A 13998-nucleotide genomic window follows, 5' to 3' on the forward strand; every position below is an offset into this window, starting at 1 on the left:
CTCATGCGCTCGGCGTTCCCAGTGTCGGGTGCCGGAGCCGCCGTGCCCAGCCCTTGATCACCGCGCGGCACCGATCGGCCATTGCAGAAACGATCATCTGTGGGCAGCCTCTGAGTATGGGAGACGCGAGCCTCACCGTCCTCGTCCGGGCTCCCGCCGCCGGGAGGCGGCGATGAGCTTCGCCGACTACCTCGCCGACCGCTGGCCCACGATCGCCCGGCTCGCCGCCGAGCATGCCGAGGTCGTGCTGATCGCCGTCGCCGTCGCCTCGGTCGTCGGGATCGGCCTCGGCGTCGCCGTCGAGGGCCGACCGCGGGCGCGGGGCCTCGCGCTCGGCGTCGCGGGCACCATGCTGACCGTCCCATCGCTGGCGCTGTTCGGCCTGCTCATCCCGCTGTTCGGGCTGGGCCTGGCGCCGACGATCACCGCGCTGGTGCTGTACGCGGTGTTCCCGATCCTGCGCAACACCATCACCGGGCTGGACGGCGTGCCGGGCGCGGTGGAGGAGGCCGCGCGCGGCATGGGCATGAGCCCGCTGAGCCGGCTGCTGCGGATCAGGCTGCCGCTGGCCTGGCCGGTGGTGCTCACCGGCATCCGGGTGGCCACGATCATGACGGTCGCGATCGCCGCGATCGCCGCCGCCGTCGCGGGCCCCGGGCTCGGCGAGCTGATCTTCGGCGGGCTGGCCCGGATCGGCGGGGCGAACGCGCTGAACGACACCCTCGCCGGGACGCTCGGCGTCGCCGCGCTGGCGCTCGTCCTCGACCTGCTGTTCGTCGTGCTGTCCCGCCTCACCACCGCCAGGGGGCTGCGTTGACCGAGACCGCCGTCACCGAGCCCACCGCCGTCCGGGAGACGATCCGCCTGGAGGGGGTGAGCAAGCGGTACCCGGGCCAGGACGCCCCGGCGGTCGAGGACCTCACGCTCGGCGTCCGGGACGGGGAGATCGTCGTGCTGCTCGGGCCGTCCGGCTGCGGGAAGACCACCACGCTGCGGCTGATCAACCGGCTGATCGAGCCGACCGCGGGCCGCATCCTGCTCGGCGGCGAGGACGTCACCCGCGCCGACCCCGACGAGCTGCGCCGCCGCATCGGCTACGTCATCCAGCAGGTCGGGCTGTTCCCGCACATGACGATCGCCGCGAACATCGGGGTCATTCCGCGCACGCTCGGCTGGCCGAAGGGCCGGATCCGGGAGCGCGTCGACGAGCTGCTCGACATGGTCGGGCTCGACCCCGGCACGTACCGGGGCCGGTACCCGAAGGAGCTGTCGGGCGGCGAGCAGCAGCGCGTCGGGGTCGCCCGCGCGCTCGCCGCCGACCCGCCCGCGATGCTGATGGACGAGCCGTTCGGCGCCATCGACCCCATCACGCGGGAGCGGCTCCAGGACGCCTTCCTGGACCTGCAGGGCCGCATCCGCAAGACGATCGTGCTGGTCACGCACGACCTGACGGAGGCGCTGAAGCTCGGCGACCGGATCGCGATGCTCGGGCGGCGGGCGAAGCTCGTCCAGTACGACACGCCCGCGCGGATCCTCGCCGAGCCCGCCGACGAGTTCGTCGCCTCGTTCGTCGGGGCGGGCGCGGCGATGCGCCGGCTCCGGCTCGTCGAGGTCGGCTCGATCGCGCTCGGCCCGGCTGGGGACGCGGCCGGGGCGACGGTCCGCGCCGACCAGTCGCTGTACGAGGCGCTGGACGCGATGCTGCGGGCGGGCGCGGAGACCGCGACCGTCCTGGACGGCGACGGGCGGCCCGCGGGCACGGTCTCGTGGTCGGCGATCGTCAGGGAGACCCCGGCGGCGGGCGGTGCGCGATGACCGTCACCGCCGTCCCGGAGCGGGCGGGGCGGGACGAGGAGGGGCGGGGCCGCGCCGGGCTCCTCGTCACGCCGGTCTTCCTGCTGGCGGTGTGCGCGGCGCTCTACCTCTACGTGCGCGGGCTCGACCTGGACCCGATCGAGCGGCGCGCCATCGACCGGGACGAGATCGTCCGGCAGTTCGGCCAGCACGTGGGCCTGGTCGCGGTGTCGACGGCGCTGGTCCTCGCGATCGCGATCCCGCTGGGGGTGCTGCTGACCCGGCCGCGGCTGCGGCGGCTGTCCGCGCCGTTCCTCGCGCTCGCCAACGTGGGGCAGGCCGTCCCGTCCATCGGGGTGCTGGTGCTGCTCGCCGTCACGGTCGGCATCGGCTTCCGGCCGGCGGTGATCGCCCTCATCCTGGTGTCGGCGCTGCCGGTGCTGCGCAACACCATGGTCGGCCTCCAGGGCGTCGACCGGTCGCTCATCGAGGCCGGGCGCGGCATCGGGATGTCCCGGACGGCGGTGCTGCTGCGGGTCGAGCTGCCGCTCGCGGTGCCGGTGATCCTGGCCAGCGTCCGCGTCGCGGTCATCCTCAACGTGGGCAGCGCGACGCTCGCGGCCTTCACCAACGCGGGCGGCCTCGGCGAGCTCATCAACACCGGGATCGCGCTGAACCGCACCCCGATCCTGCTGACCGGCAGCGTCCTGACGGCCGTGCTCGCCATGGCCGCCGACTGGCTCATCGGACTCGTCGAGCACGTCCTGCGCCCCCGCGGCGTCTGAACCCCTGAGGAGAGTCACCATGCGCCTGCCCATCACCGGACGATCACGCATCGCCGCCTCCCTGGCCGCCGTCGCCCTCACCGCGGGGTGCTTCAGCTCAGGCGGCACCGACGCCGAGGCGGGCAGCCTGGCGGAGGGCAACTCGCTGAAGGGGGCCACGGTCACCGTCGGGTCCAAGGAGTTCACCGAGCAGCTCGTCCTGTGCCAGGTCACCGCGCTCGCGCTGCGCTCGGCGGGCGCGACCGTCCGCGAGAAGTGCGGGCTCCAGGGGAGCAACACCACCCGCGCGGCGCTGACGTCCGGCAGCGTCGACATGTACTGGGAGTACACGGGGACGGCCTGGATCAACTACCTGAAGGAGACCGAGCCGATCGGCGACCCGGCCGCGCAGTACAAGGCGGTCGCCGAGCAGGACCTCGCGAAGAACAAGGTGAAGTGGCTGGCGGCGGCGCCCGCGAACAACACCTACGCCATCGCGGTGAAGACGACGACGATGCGGCAGCTCGGGATCGAGAACCTGTCGGACTACGCCGCCCTGGCGAAGAGCGATCCGGCCAAGGCGTCCACGTGCGTCGCGAGCGAGTTCGCCGGGCGCAGCGACGGATGGCCCGGCCTGCAGAAGTCCTACGGGTTCACGCTGCCGAAGTCGGCCGTCGCGACCCTTGCCGAGGGCGCCATCTACGACGCCATCGGCAAGGGCAAGCCGTGCGCGTTCGGCGAGGTCGCCACGACCGACGGGCGCATCAAGGCGCTGGGCCTCACGCCCGTCCCGGACGACAAGCGGTTCTTCCCCGTCTACAACCCGGCCCTCACCGTCCGCGAGTCCGTCTACCGGGAGCACCCGGCCATCGGGCGGATCGCTGACCCGATCGCGGCGGCGCTGACGGACACCGTCCTGCAGGAGCTGAACGGCGAGGTCGACATCGAGGGCAAGGAGCCGGCGGAGGTGGCCGAGACCTGGTTGAAGTCCAAGGGGTTCATCGGCAAGTGACGGGTCCCGGCGGCGGTGGCGCATTACGCTGAGCAGCACATATCGCCACAGTGGAGGGCGCGGCGCATGAACCGGAGTGAACTGGTCAAGATGGTGGCGGAGCGTGCGGGCAGCGACGAGGCCGCCGCCCGCCGGCACGTGGACGCCATGTTCGACACCGTGATGGAGCGGGTGGCCGCGGGGGAGCGGGTCACCGTCACCGGGTTCGGGACGTTCGACGGCTTCGCGCGGCCCGCCCGCAGCGCCCGCAACCCGCGCACCGGGCTGCCGGTCGAGGTCCCCGCCGCGCGGGTGCCGCGGTTCCGGTCCGGGCAGACGTTCCGGACCCGCGTCGCCGGGGAGGCCCCGGCACCCGCGCCCGCCGCCGAGCCGGAGGCCGCCGTGGTGGAGGCCGCCGTGGTGGAGGCCGCCGTGGCGGCGCCGGTCGAGGCCCCGGCGGCGAAGCCGTCCAAGAACGCCAAGAACGCTAAGAAGGTGAAGAAGGACGCCGGGGCCGGGAAGCGGTCCGCGAAGGACGCCCCCGCGAAGGCCGAGGCCGCCAAGAACGGCAAGGCGGGCAAGGCCGTTAAGGCCGGCAAGGCCGGCAAGGCCGGCAAGGCCGGCAAGGACGACAAGGCCGGCAAGAACGCGAAGAAGAAGGCGGGCAAGGGCAAGGGCCGGGCGAAGGTCCGCTCCTAGCCGAGATCAGCGCAGCGGGAAGCCCAGCTCGCGGCCCTGCTCGCGCAGGCCGTCGCGGGCGTCCGGGTGCGCCACCCGGTCCACGAGCTGCTGCGCCTGCGACAGCGAGTCCTCGCCCCAGATCGTGGCGGTGCCCTGCTCGCTCACGATGAAGCTGTGCTGGAAGGAGGTGACGGGCCCGGCCAGCCGCGGGATCACCGTGGACACGTCCGCCCGAGGGTGCCAGGACGGCAGCGCGATGACCGCCCGGCCGCCGGGGGAGTGCAGCGCCCCCACCACGAAGTCGGTCTGCCCGCCGAACCCCGAGTAGACCACGCCGCGCACCCGGCTGGCGTTGGCCTGCGCGTACAGGTCGACCTGGAGCGCCGAGTTCACCGACACGAGGCGGGGCCGGCGCGCGATCAGGCTGGGGTCGTTGGTCTTCTCGGTGCGCAGCATCCGGACGCGCTCGTTGCGGTCGGCCCAGTCGTAGAGCTCCGCGCCGCCGAACGCGAACGAGGCGGTGATCGGCGTGTCCGGGTCGAGCGCCCCCGCCTTCTCCAGTGCGAGGACGCCGTCGCTGAACATCTCCGACCAGACGCCGAGGCCGCGGCGGCCGAGCAGCGAGGCGAGCACGGCGTCCGGGACGGCGCCGATGCCGAGCTGGAGCGTCGCCCGCTCGGGGACGAGGGCGGCGACCCGGCCGCCGATCTCGCGGGCGGTGTCGCCGGGCGGCCGCGGCACCGGGCTCGCGAGCGGCTCGTCCGACTCGATCGCGTAGTCGATCTCGTCCACCGCCATGACCGCGTCCCCGAAGGCGTAGGGCATGCGCGGGTTGAGCTGGGCGATGACGAGCCCGCCGCGGGCGCGCACGGCCTCCACGGCGGCGGGCAGGATGTTGACCTCGATGCCGAGCGACACCGTCCCGGCGCGCGGCGTGGAGGTCTGCACGATCACCACGTCCGGCGGCAGCGACCCCTTCAGCAGGTTCGGGACGAGCGAGAGCCGCGACGGGAAGTAGCGCAGGCGGGCGTGCCCGCGCATGCCCGCCCCGACGAACGGCGTCTCCAGGTCCACGCCCTCGCGGTCGGGCATCTCGCCCTGGGCGTTCAGCATGAACAGCCGGTACTCGGCGGCGGCCGCGTCCAGCACGGCCAGGGCGCGGCGCGGGGTGGCGAAGTTGCCGCCCGCCACGACCCGCGGCCGGCCCGGCAGGCCCGCGAGGACGACCCCGAGGTGTGATTCCGAAATGACGCGCATCGACGTGCTCCGCCCCCTGGATGGTGGTCCGGCTTCCATGATCGGGCATCGGGCGGCGCGGGCCCGGAGCGGGGCGGCCCCGCGCCCGCGCCGGCGCTAGACGACCAGGTTCAGCAGCAGGACGAACACCAGGCCGCACACCGAGATGACGGTCTCCATCAGCGACCACGTCTTGATGTTCTGCCCGACGCTGAGCCCGAAGTACTCCTTGACCAGCCAGAAGCCGGCGTCGTTGACATGCGAGAAGAACAGCGACCCGGCGCCGATCGCCAGCACCAGCAGCGAGGTCTCGCCGCTGTCGAGGGTGCCGACCAGCGGGACGAAGATGCCGGCGGCGGTGACGGTCGCGACGGTCGCGGAACCGGTGGCCAGCCGGATGAGGACGGCGACCAGCCAGGCGAGCAGCAGCACCGAGAAGCCGCTGTCCTTGACCCAGTCGGCGACCAGGTCGCCGATCCCGGTGGCGATCAGCGTCTGCTTGAAGCCGCCGCCCGCCGCGACGATCAGCAGGATCCCGGCGATCGGCGGCAGCGACTCCGCGGTGGACGCCGAGACGGCCCGCCGGTCCATGCCCGAGCCGAGGCCGAGGGTGAACATCGCGACGACGACCGCGATGAGCAGGGCGATCAGCGGCGTGCCGAGGTCGTCCAGGACGGTGCGGAGGTCGTTGCCCTCGTCCAGCGTGATGTCGGCGACGGCCTTGCCCAGCATCAGGACGACGGGGAGCAGCACGGTGACGAGCGTGACGGCGAACGACGGGCGCTTGCGTCCCTCCTCCGCCGCGTCCTGCTCCTGCTCCTCGCCGGGGTCGACGTAGAGCTGCGGCGGCATGACGTCCACCCAGCGGGCCGCGAACCGCGCGAACAGCGGGCCGGACAGGGCGACCGTCGGGATCGCGACGAGCACGCCGAGGCCCAGCGTGAGGCCGAGGTCGGCCTTGAGGGTGCCGATGGCGGCGAGCGGTCCGGGGTGCGGCGGGACGAGCCCGTGCATCGCCGACAGCCCGGCCAGCGCCGGGATGCCGACGGCGATGAGCGACAGCCCCGAGCGCCGCGCGACCAGGAAGATGACCGGCATCAGCAGCACGAGGCCGATCTCGAAGAACATCGGCAGGCCGATCAGCGCGCCGACGAGCGCCATCGCCCACGGCAGGAGGGCCCGCCTGGACCGGCCCACGATGGTGTCGACGATCTGGTCGGCGCCCCCGGAGTCGGCCAGCAGCTTGCCGAACATCGCGCCGAGCGCGATGAGCGCGCCGACGTCGGCCGTGGTCTTGCCGAAGCCCTCGCCGAAGGCGTCGAACGTGTCCGCCATGGGAAGACCGGCGATGGCGCCGACCAGCAGCGAGCCGAGCGTCAGGCTGAGGAACGGGTGGCCCCTGAAGTAGGTGATCAGTACGACGATCAGCGCGATGCCGGCGAGCGCCGCCGGCACGAGCCGCCCGCCGTCGGCGGCCGGCGCCGCGGCCAGCACGATCGTGTGCATTCGTCATCCTCCGGGGAGCGGGGAGGTGCAGTCGGTCCGCCCGAGTGTGACCGCAATGACCTGCCTTTTACAATAGATCGGGCCTAAAAATCATATCTTTGTGCGATCGATGCCGAGATTCATGTGATGATTAAGCCATGATGTACATCCCGCGGGCCGGGCTGCACGGCAGCGTCCTCGACCGGCTGGGCATGCAGATCACCTCCGGCGAGCTCGGCGCGGGCGCGGTGCTGCGGATCGAGGAGCTGGAGTCCCGGTTCGGGGTGTCCCGCTCGGTGGTGCGGGAGGCGATCCGCGTCCTGGAGTCGATGGGCATGGTCACCAGCCGCCGCCGGGTCGGCGTCACGGTCGCCGAGCGGGCGCGGTGGAGCGTCTTGCACCCGCAGATCATCGGCTGGCGGCTGGAGGGCGCCGACCGCGACGCCCAGCTGCGCTCGCTCGGCGAGCTGCGCCGCGGGCTGGAGCCGGTCGCCGCCGCGCTCGCCGCCCGCCGCGCCACCCCCGCCCAGTGCGGCACGCTGACCGGCGCGGTGATGGACATGGCCGTGCACGGCCGGTCCGGCGACCTGGAGTCCTACCTCACCGCGGACGTCCTCTTCCACCGGACGCTGCTGGAGGCGTCCGGGAACGAGATGATGGCCGCGCTCAGCGGTGTCGTCGCCGTCCTCGCCGGGCGCACCCACCACCACCTGATGCCGGCCCACCCCGAGCCGGCCGCGATCCGCTGGCACGCGGAGGTGGCGCAGGCCGTCCAGGCGGGCGACGCCGAGGCCGCCGAACGCGCCATGCGCGACATCGTCGACGAGGCCACGCGGGCGATGCTGGACGCGAGCGAGTGACGCGCCCCCGGCGAGCCGACCTCCTGCCCGAGCCGACCTCCTCTCTGGGGCGGCGTCCTAGAAGAGGGTGGGCGGCTCCGCCGGGACCGGCTCCGGCAGGGGCTCCACCTCCGGCGCGAGGGCCCGCACCTCGTCGTGGAAGCGGCGGGCCAGCTCCAGGGCGTCGGCGTTGTCGGGGGTGTGCACGAACACGGTCGGCGAGCGCCCCTCGCGCACCCACTCGGCGGCCTTCTCCACCCAGAACCGCCAGCCCTCGACCGTGCGCTCGGTGTCGTCCCGGCCGAGGTAGCGGACGACCGGGCGGTCGGTGAGCGCCGCCGACCGGCGCGGCACGCGCGGCTTCTTCGTCCAGGCGTCGCGCTCGGCGTCGCTGGTCGGCGGGGTGGTGAAGAACGCGGTGGTGTCGAACGGGACCCACTCCGCCCCGGCCCGGCCGAGCACCCGCTCCAGGTCGCGGGCGCACCGGTCGTCCTCGAAGAACGCCCGGTGCCGGACCTCGACCGCGTACCGGTGGCCGGCGGGGAGCCCGCGCAGGAAGCCGGCCAGCGCGCCGAGGTCGCCGGGGCCGAACGAGGCCGGGAGCTGCGCCCAGAGCGCGTGCGTGCGCGGCCCCAGCGGCTCCATCGCACCCAGGAAGGCGCGGAGCGGCTCGCCGGCGTCCGCGAGCCGCCGCTCATGCGTGACCGCCTTCGGCAGCTTCAGCAGGAACCGGAAGTCCGGCGGGGTCTGCTCGGCCCACGACTCGACCGCGCTGCGCGGCGGCGTCGCGTAGAAGGTGGTGTTCCCCTCCACCGCGTCGCACCAGCTCGCGTAGGCGCGCAGCCGCTCGGCCGGAGGCAGCCCCGGCGGCAGGAACCGGCCCTGCCACCGCGCGTGCGCCCACATCGCGCACCCCACATGAACCCGCATGCGGCCCGACGCTACCGAACGCCCGCCTTCCGGACGAAGTCGAGCAGCGCGGCGGCGAACTCGCCCGGCGCCCGCAGGTGCGGCTGGGCGCGGACGCCCGGCAGGACGACGAGGCGGGCGTCGCGCGCCAGCTCCAGCGCGACCGCGTCCTTGGCCGCGAGGACGTCGTGCTCGGTGTTGAGCAGCAGGACGGGCACGTCCGCCGCCGCGAGCGCCTCCGCCGGGTCGTACCGGAACGCCGCCTGGTACCCCCAGCCGTAGCGGCCGGCGACGCGCATCAGCTCGACCACGGCCAGGTGCAGCAGCTCCGGCGGCACGTCCGGCCCCCAACCGCGCAGGTACCGGTCGACGGCCCAGCCGAACTGCGAGCCCCGGCCGTCCACCGGCGCCTCCGGGGTCCAGCCCGCGATGAAGGCGGCCCGCTCCTCCCCGGTGAACAGCGGGACGCCGCTCAGCACCAGCCCGGCGGCGGGCAGGTGCGCGGCGGCGGTGAGCGCGAGGGACGCCCCGCTGTGCACGCCGCAGAGCACGGGCCGCTCCATCCCGATCGCGCCCGCCGCCCGCGCCAGCACCCGGCCGTAGTCGGGGATCTCGGCACCGGGCCCCGGAGGCGGGTCGGACGCGCCGTAGCCGGGGGTGTCGAACGCGACGGCGCGAGCGTGCCGGCCGAGCAGCGGCAGGACGTCCTCGAAGACGCGCGAGGACAGCGGGGACTCGTGGAACAGCCCGATCCACGGCCCCGCGTCGCCGTTCCTCCGGTAGTGGACCTGGCCCCACTCGGTGCCGGCGTACCCGCCCGTGGTCCTCATGCGGCCCTCCTCGGTCAGTGCTCGCGCAGGAGGGTCCCGGCGCCGTGGACCTTGTCGTCGATGCCGTTGTCGCGGAGCGCCATCCACCAGGTGGCGGCGTTGATCGCGATGACGGGCAGGCCGAGCCAGCGCTCCGCCTCGTCGGCCGCCGCCACCATCGACAGGTTGGTGCCGCACTGCACCAGCGCGTCGACGTCGCCCGCCGCCAGCTCGCGCAGCGCGGCCCGCAGCTCCTCCTCGGTGACGTGCGCGATCGACACGGCCGTCGGGCACTTCAGGCCGATGATCCGGTCGACCGTGAAGCCGAGCTCGGTGAAGAACCGGCGGACGTTGGCGTCGCCGACCGGCTGGTAGGGGGTGACGACGCCGATCCGGCGGGCGCCGAACAGCTTCAGCGCGCGCTCGCACGCCTCGGCGCCGGTGGCCACCTGGAGCCCGGTGATGTCGTGGATCTGCCTGACGAACTGCTTGTTGCCCTCGACTCCGCCCCAGAACGTCTCCGCGGACATGCCCATCACCATGTAGTCGGGCTCGCAGGTGAGGACGCGCTCGCACGCCGCGCCGATCTCGTCGCGGATCTGCTCCAGCAGCCGCTCCATGCCCGCGTCCCCGGCCATGTTCTGGTCCCGGATGTGGATGCGGGAGAAGTGGGACGTCACGCCCGGGACGCCCATCCGGTAGAAGTCGGGTTCGACGATGGTGTTGGTGGACGGCGCGATCACCCCGAACTTGCGCCGCCAGCCGAGTGCGTCCGTCATGCCGGGTCTCCGAACAGGTCGCGCTTGCGGACGGTGCCGAGCAGGAACCGTCCCATGATCTTCGGTGTGGTGAGCCAGGCGACCGTGCCGCCGTTCCGCGTTCCCGCGAGGATCCTGGCGGCCAGCCACGGCGCCACCGTCTCCACCCGGTCGGCGAGGATGTTGAAGACCTTCTTCGCCTTCGCCAGCTCCTCGGGGGAGTAGTCCCGGACGAGCAGGTCGGTGACGACCATGCCGGGGGACAGGTGCGCCACCTTCACCGGCCCGCCCTTGACCTCCTTGGCCAGGCCGGAGGTGAGGTATGCGGCGCCGCGCTTGGTCGCGCCGTAGGCGATCAGCCCGGGGACGGTGCGGCCGTCGCCGCCGAGCCCGGCCATGTTCCAGACGGTGCCGCCGCCCTGCGCGGCCATGCCGCGCACCGCGACGGCGCTGCCGTGCATCACGCCGAGCAGGTTCGCCGACACCACCGCCTCCAGCTGCTCGGGCGGCAGCTCGGCGAGCGGGCGGCGGGCGGTGGACACGCCCGCGTTGTTGACCCAGTGGTCGACCCGCCCGAACTCTTCGGCGGCGGCGTCCCACAGCGCCTGCACCTGGCCGCGGTCCGCCATGTCGCAGACCCGCCCGATCGCGCCGCCGCCGAGGCCGTCGAGCGCCGCGTCGACCGACTCCCGCGACCGGCCGCAGATCGCGACGCGGGCGCCGCGGGCGAGCAGCTCGCGGGCGAGGCCGAACCCGATGCCGCGCGTCCCGCCGGTGACGACGACGGCGGGGCCCGTCACGCGGCCTCCCAGGTGAGCACCCCGTGCAGGACGCTCGTCAGGACGTTGCCCTTGAACAGCTCGTACACGACGGTGAGGGTCTCCCCGGCGGTCATCCCCGGCGCGGCGTCCACCATGAACTCGCGGCCCTTCAGCTTCCACACGTCGGTGAAGTGCAGGACGGGGTAGTCGGCCCGGCCGAACGCCTGCGCGTTGCCCCACGCGTCCGGGCCCTCGAAGAAGGAGCGGAACCCGTCCCGCCTGGCCTCGACGGTGCAGGTCCGGTCGATCGCGCCGGACCAGGTGATGTGCCGGCGGGTGCGCAGCAGGTCGAGGGGCTCCAGCTCGATCGACACGGTCACCTCGCCGGCCGGCTTCTGGTCGGCGCCCCACAGCTCGCACGTCCCGCCGTAGGCGCCGCGCTGCTTGGTCGGAAGGATGAACGGGACCGGGCCGTTGCGCGTCTCGCCCGCCAGATGCCGTTCGATGGCCTCCCTGGTCTCCGGGTTGGTGTCGTAGTCGGTGCTCCGCTTGTAGACACCGTTGAAGCAGCCGACGACCGTCCAGCCCTGGTAGAGGGTGGACGAGTACACCTGCGTCTCGCCGTCGGGCAGGACGTGGTTCCAGGTGTTGAGGTCCACCTGCCAGCCCGGGCCGTAGTAGTGCGCGTCGACGAACCCGCCGTACGGCTGCCCCGTCCCGTGGAAGTCGGGCCCGGTGTAGACGCGGTCGCTGTCGGAGTCGACGACCCCGAACGCGAACGGCGCGCCCAGCCGGAACCGGCCGGCAAGGGGCCCGCCGCCCTCCAGCCCGCCGTCCATGTAGTAGGTGGTGGTGCCGTCCTCGAAGACCGAGGACCGGCGGATGTCCTCGTAGCCCCGCCAGGTGCCGGTGGCGTCGAACAGCGACGGCCTCCCGTGCCACTCGCCCTGGATGCGGTTCTGCCACTCGCTCGGCTCAGCCACGGGCCGCCCCGTCCTCCGGAAGGTCGTTGGACAGCAGCTCGCGGCGCAGCTCCTCGGCCTGCTCGTCGCCGACCAGCCGGGCGACGTTCGCCCAGACGGGGTCGACCTCGGGGCTGAAGAGGGCGGCGCGGTTGCGGGCGTCGCGGGCGGCCAGGCCGGGGGCCGTCAGCCCGTCCAGCGCCTCGTCGGGGAGGCCCTTCACCAGCAGGTCGCGCCAGTGCTCGAAGTACCGGTCGAGGTAGGCGCCGATCTGCTCGAACTGCTCCTCGCTCGCCCGGTCGACGAGCATCCACGGGGACATCACCGCGTGCTGCCGGGGGCCGATCGCGGCCGCGGACGGCCCGAACCGCTCCCGGACCTCCTCGTACACCGGCGTCAGCGGCTGGTACACCGCGTTCAGGTACGCCAGCCGCGAGCCGAGGTCGGCGCGCGGCACGAGGTCGATGTGGTAGGCGAGGTGGCCGCCCGCCTTGACCGAGTCGAGCGTGAAGTGCGGGACGGGCGAGTCCGCGGCGGTGAACGCGAAGATCATGTGGCTGTCCATGCCGATCGCGCCGACGGTCAGCCCGATGCGGACGACCTTGGCGATCCGGTCGCCGCGCAGGACGTGCAGCACGCCGACCGGGTCCGTCGACATCGGGCTCCGCAGGTCCTTCTCGCGGACCGTCGTCAGCTCCTCGATGCCCGCCAGCGCGGCCAGCGTCCGGTCGCTCAGCGCCTTGGGCGGCGTCGCGGTCACTCGCTCTCCCCTTCCGTGGTGTCCGCGCCGGCCTTCTCCGGGACGGCGCCGTTCGCGGCGGTCTTCTCGGTGTTCGCGGTGGTCTTCGTGTCCGCGGTGGTCTCGGTCTTCGCGGCGGCGGTCTTCGGGACGGGGACCGGGGTGCCGCCGCGGGCGCGGTGCTGCCAGGCGCGGGCCAGCTCCGGGTTCTCCCGCCGGGCCGGGGACGGGATGACGGTGGCGCTGCCGCGCGGGCCGTTGACGCTCATCTCGTCCTCGTCGCCGAGCCACCAGCCCGCCGCCATCAGCTGCTGCCGCCGGCGCCGGTAGGCGACCTGGAGCGCGTCGCTGCGCAGGTGCAACTCGTCGGGCAGGTCGTAGGGGAGCAGCTCGGGGCGCTGGCTCTCCACCACCGGCTTGTCCTGCAGCAGGATGCCGCGGATCCGCCGGCGGGCGTCGCGGTCCGCCCACCGGCCGGTGAAGAAGTTCCGGTACCCGACGATCTTGATGAGGGTGCGGTTCCGGTCGATGGGGATGTTGTGGTCGTACAGCACCATGTCCCCGAACGGCAGCCGGACGTGCAGCTTCACGATGTTCGGCAGGTACCAGCCGTTGGTGGTCAGGACGTCCTCGGGCTTCTCCTTGTAGAGCCGCTTCCACAGGCCCCGCGCGGGCGGCGGGCTGAGGGTGATGTCGGCGACCGCCGACCAGTCGTCCTGGACGATCTCGTAGTCGGGGATCTCCGGCTTGTCCGGGTTGCCGAACCGGGTGCCGTGGACGAAGGGGGTGTGCGCGGCGTCCACGACGTTCTCGAACGTCCGCTCGTAGTTGGCCTCGATGACCATCTCGACGTACACGGTGGCGAAGGACGGGTCGTCGTGCTCGGGGAAGTGCGGGATCGGCGGCCGTTCGTCCTCCGGCAGGTCGCCGAGGAACGCCCAGACCATCCCGTACTCCTCCCGGACGGGATAGGAGTCGACGCGGGCCTTCTTCGGGATGCCGCGCCCCGGCGGGTTCGCCGGGATCCTGCTGCACGCGCCGTCCGGCTCGTACTGCCAGCCGTGGTAGGGGCAGGCGATCGCGTCGCCGACCAGCTTGCCCTCCGACAGGGCGGCGCCCCGGTGCACGCACAGGTCGGACAGGCAGACCACCTGGCCGTCTCGCTTGCGGTAGAGGACGAAGTCCTGGCCGAGGACGGTGACCCGCCTGGGGGCGCGGGTCACCGCGTGGGCGAACTCGACCGCGTACCAGAAGTTCTTGAGCATGGTGG

General features: G+C 73.3%; 15 protein-coding genes. 6 read left to right on the forward strand and 9 right to left on the reverse strand.

Features of this window, described 5'->3' with window-relative positions; genetic code table 11:
* Positions 1-172 precede the first annotated feature (172 nt).
* The 5 genes from CHF16_RS24580 (at position 173) to CHF16_RS24600 (ending at position 4248) form a co-directional block, all read left to right on the forward strand.
* Positions 173-817, forward strand: a complete 645-nt coding sequence (locus tag CHF16_RS24580; protein WP_089328488.1) for an ABC transporter permease — start codon at positions 173-175, stop codon at positions 815-817.
* Entirely contained in the window at positions 814-1815 is a 1002-nt protein-coding gene (locus CHF16_RS24585; protein ID WP_089328489.1) for an ABC transporter ATP-binding protein, read from the forward strand. Before CHF16_RS24580 ends, CHF16_RS24585 begins: the two co-directional genes overlap by 4 nt.
* Positions 1812-2579 carry an ABC transporter permease gene (locus CHF16_RS24590; RefSeq protein ID WP_089328490.1) on the forward strand — a complete coding sequence of 256 codons (768 nt, stop codon included), beginning with the start codon at positions 1812-1814 and terminating at the stop codon, positions 2577-2579. Before CHF16_RS24585 ends, CHF16_RS24590 begins: the two co-directional genes overlap by 4 nt.
* A gap of 19 nt (positions 2580-2598) precedes the next feature.
* Positions 2599-3570: a glycine betaine ABC transporter substrate-binding protein gene (locus CHF16_RS24595; protein WP_089328491.1), complete on the forward strand. Its 972-nt coding sequence runs from the start codon at positions 2599-2601 to the stop codon at positions 3568-3570.
* A gap of 66 nt (positions 3571-3636) precedes the next feature.
* Complete coding sequence (locus CHF16_RS24600) at positions 3637-4248, forward strand: HU family DNA-binding protein (RefSeq protein ID WP_089328492.1); 612 nt, start codon at positions 3637-3639, stop codon at positions 4246-4248.
* A 6-nt stretch (positions 4249-4254) separates the two neighbouring features.
* Here CHF16_RS24600 and CHF16_RS24605 read toward each other — a convergent pair whose 3' ends face one another.
* Together CHF16_RS24605 and CHF16_RS24610 are read right to left on the reverse strand one after the other, a co-directional pair.
* Complete coding sequence (locus CHF16_RS24605) at positions 4255-5487, reverse strand: acetyl-CoA hydrolase/transferase family protein (protein WP_089328493.1); 1233 nt, start codon at positions 5485-5487, stop codon at positions 4255-4257.
* 96 nt (positions 5488-5583) lie between these two features.
* On the reverse strand, positions 5584-6972 hold the full coding sequence (locus tag CHF16_RS24610; RefSeq protein WP_089328494.1) for a GntP family permease: 1389 nt from the start codon (positions 6970-6972) through the stop codon (positions 5584-5586).
* 137 nt (positions 6973-7109) lie between these two features.
* Here CHF16_RS24610 and CHF16_RS24615 point away from each other — a divergent pair, with 137 nt between their 5' ends.
* Positions 7110-7811, forward strand: a complete 702-nt coding sequence (locus CHF16_RS24615; RefSeq protein ID WP_089328495.1) for a FadR/GntR family transcriptional regulator — start codon at positions 7110-7112, stop codon at positions 7809-7811.
* 57 nt (positions 7812-7868) lie between these two features.
* Here the strand turns inward: CHF16_RS24615 and CHF16_RS24620 are convergent, their stop codons facing one another.
* The 7 genes from CHF16_RS24620 to CHF16_RS24650 are packed head-to-tail and all read right to left on the reverse strand — an operon-like array spanning position 7869 to position 13993.
* On the reverse strand, positions 7869-8720 hold the full coding sequence (locus CHF16_RS24620) for a DUF72 domain-containing protein (RefSeq protein ID WP_089328496.1): 852 nt from the start codon (positions 8718-8720) through the stop codon (positions 7869-7871).
* Between the two features lie 11 nt (positions 8721-8731).
* Positions 8732-9529, reverse strand: coding sequence for an alpha/beta fold hydrolase (locus CHF16_RS24625; protein ID WP_089328497.1), 798 nt, complete (start codon positions 9527-9529; stop codon positions 8732-8734).
* A 14-nt stretch (positions 9530-9543) separates the two neighbouring features.
* A complete protein-coding gene (locus CHF16_RS24630) occupies positions 9544-10287 on the reverse strand; it encodes a maleate cis-trans isomerase family protein (protein ID WP_089328498.1) in 744 nt (247 codons plus the stop codon).
* Positions 10284-11066, reverse strand: a complete 783-nt coding sequence (locus tag CHF16_RS24635) for an SDR family oxidoreductase (protein ID WP_089328499.1) — start codon at positions 11064-11066, stop codon at positions 10284-10286. Before CHF16_RS24635 ends, CHF16_RS24630 begins: the two co-directional genes overlap by 4 nt.
* Positions 11063-12010: a hypothetical protein gene (locus CHF16_RS24640; RefSeq protein WP_089328500.1), complete on the reverse strand. Its 948-nt coding sequence runs from the start codon at positions 12008-12010 to the stop codon at positions 11063-11065. The genes CHF16_RS24635 and CHF16_RS24640 overlap by 4 nt, the downstream gene beginning before the upstream one ends.
* On the reverse strand, positions 12003-12749 hold the full coding sequence (locus CHF16_RS24645) for a hypothetical protein (RefSeq protein WP_089328501.1): 747 nt from the start codon (positions 12747-12749) through the stop codon (positions 12003-12005). Before CHF16_RS24645 ends, CHF16_RS24640 begins: the two co-directional genes overlap by 8 nt.
* Entirely contained in the window at positions 12746-13993 is a 1248-nt protein-coding gene (locus CHF16_RS24650) for an aromatic ring-hydroxylating dioxygenase subunit alpha (protein ID WP_089328502.1), read from the reverse strand. Before CHF16_RS24650 ends, CHF16_RS24645 begins: the two co-directional genes overlap by 4 nt.
* Between the last annotated feature and the right edge of the window lie 5 nt (positions 13994-13998).

Source organism: Actinomadura meyerae (assembly GCF_900188445.1).
Taxonomy (GTDB): domain Bacteria; phylum Actinomycetota; class Actinomycetes; order Streptosporangiales; family Streptosporangiaceae; genus Spirillospora; species Spirillospora meyerae.

Excerpts from the sequence above, each read along its gene's own strand:
- CHF16_RS24580 (WP_089328488.1), top strand. The coding sequence starts at position 173 with ATGAGCTTCGCCGACTACCTCGCCGACCGCTGGCCCACGATCGCCCGG.
- CHF16_RS24590 (WP_089328490.1), top strand. The coding sequence starts at position 1,812 with ATGACCGTCACCGCCGTCCCGGAGCGGGCGGGGCGGGACGAGGAGGGG.
- CHF16_RS24595 (WP_089328491.1), top strand. The coding sequence starts at position 2,599 with ATGCGCCTGCCCATCACCGGACGATCACGCATCGCCGCCTCCCTGGCC.
- CHF16_RS24600 (WP_089328492.1), top strand. The coding sequence starts at position 3,637 with ATGAACCGGAGTGAACTGGTCAAGATGGTGGCGGAGCGTGCGGGCAGC.
- CHF16_RS24605 (WP_089328493.1), bottom strand. The coding sequence starts at position 5,487 with ATGCGCGTCATTTCGGAATCACACCTCGGGGTCGTCCTCGCGGGCCTG.
- CHF16_RS24610 (WP_089328494.1), bottom strand. The coding sequence starts at position 6,972 with ATGCACACGATCGTGCTGGCCGCGGCGCCGGCCGCCGACGGCGGGCGG.
- CHF16_RS24615 (WP_089328495.1), top strand. The coding sequence starts at position 7,110 with ATGATGTACATCCCGCGGGCCGGGCTGCACGGCAGCGTCCTCGACCGG.
- CHF16_RS24620 (WP_089328496.1), bottom strand. The coding sequence starts at position 8,720 with ATGCGGGTTCATGTGGGGTGCGCGATGTGGGCGCACGCGCGGTGGCAG.
- CHF16_RS24625 (WP_089328497.1), bottom strand. The coding sequence starts at position 9,529 with ATGAGGACCACGGGCGGGTACGCCGGCACCGAGTGGGGCCAGGTCCAC.
- CHF16_RS24630 (WP_089328498.1), bottom strand. The coding sequence starts at position 10,287 with ATGACGGACGCACTCGGCTGGCGGCGCAAGTTCGGGGTGATCGCGCCG.
- CHF16_RS24650 (WP_089328502.1), bottom strand. The coding sequence starts at position 13,993 with ATGCTCAAGAACTTCTGGTACGCGGTCGAGTTCGCCCACGCGGTGACC.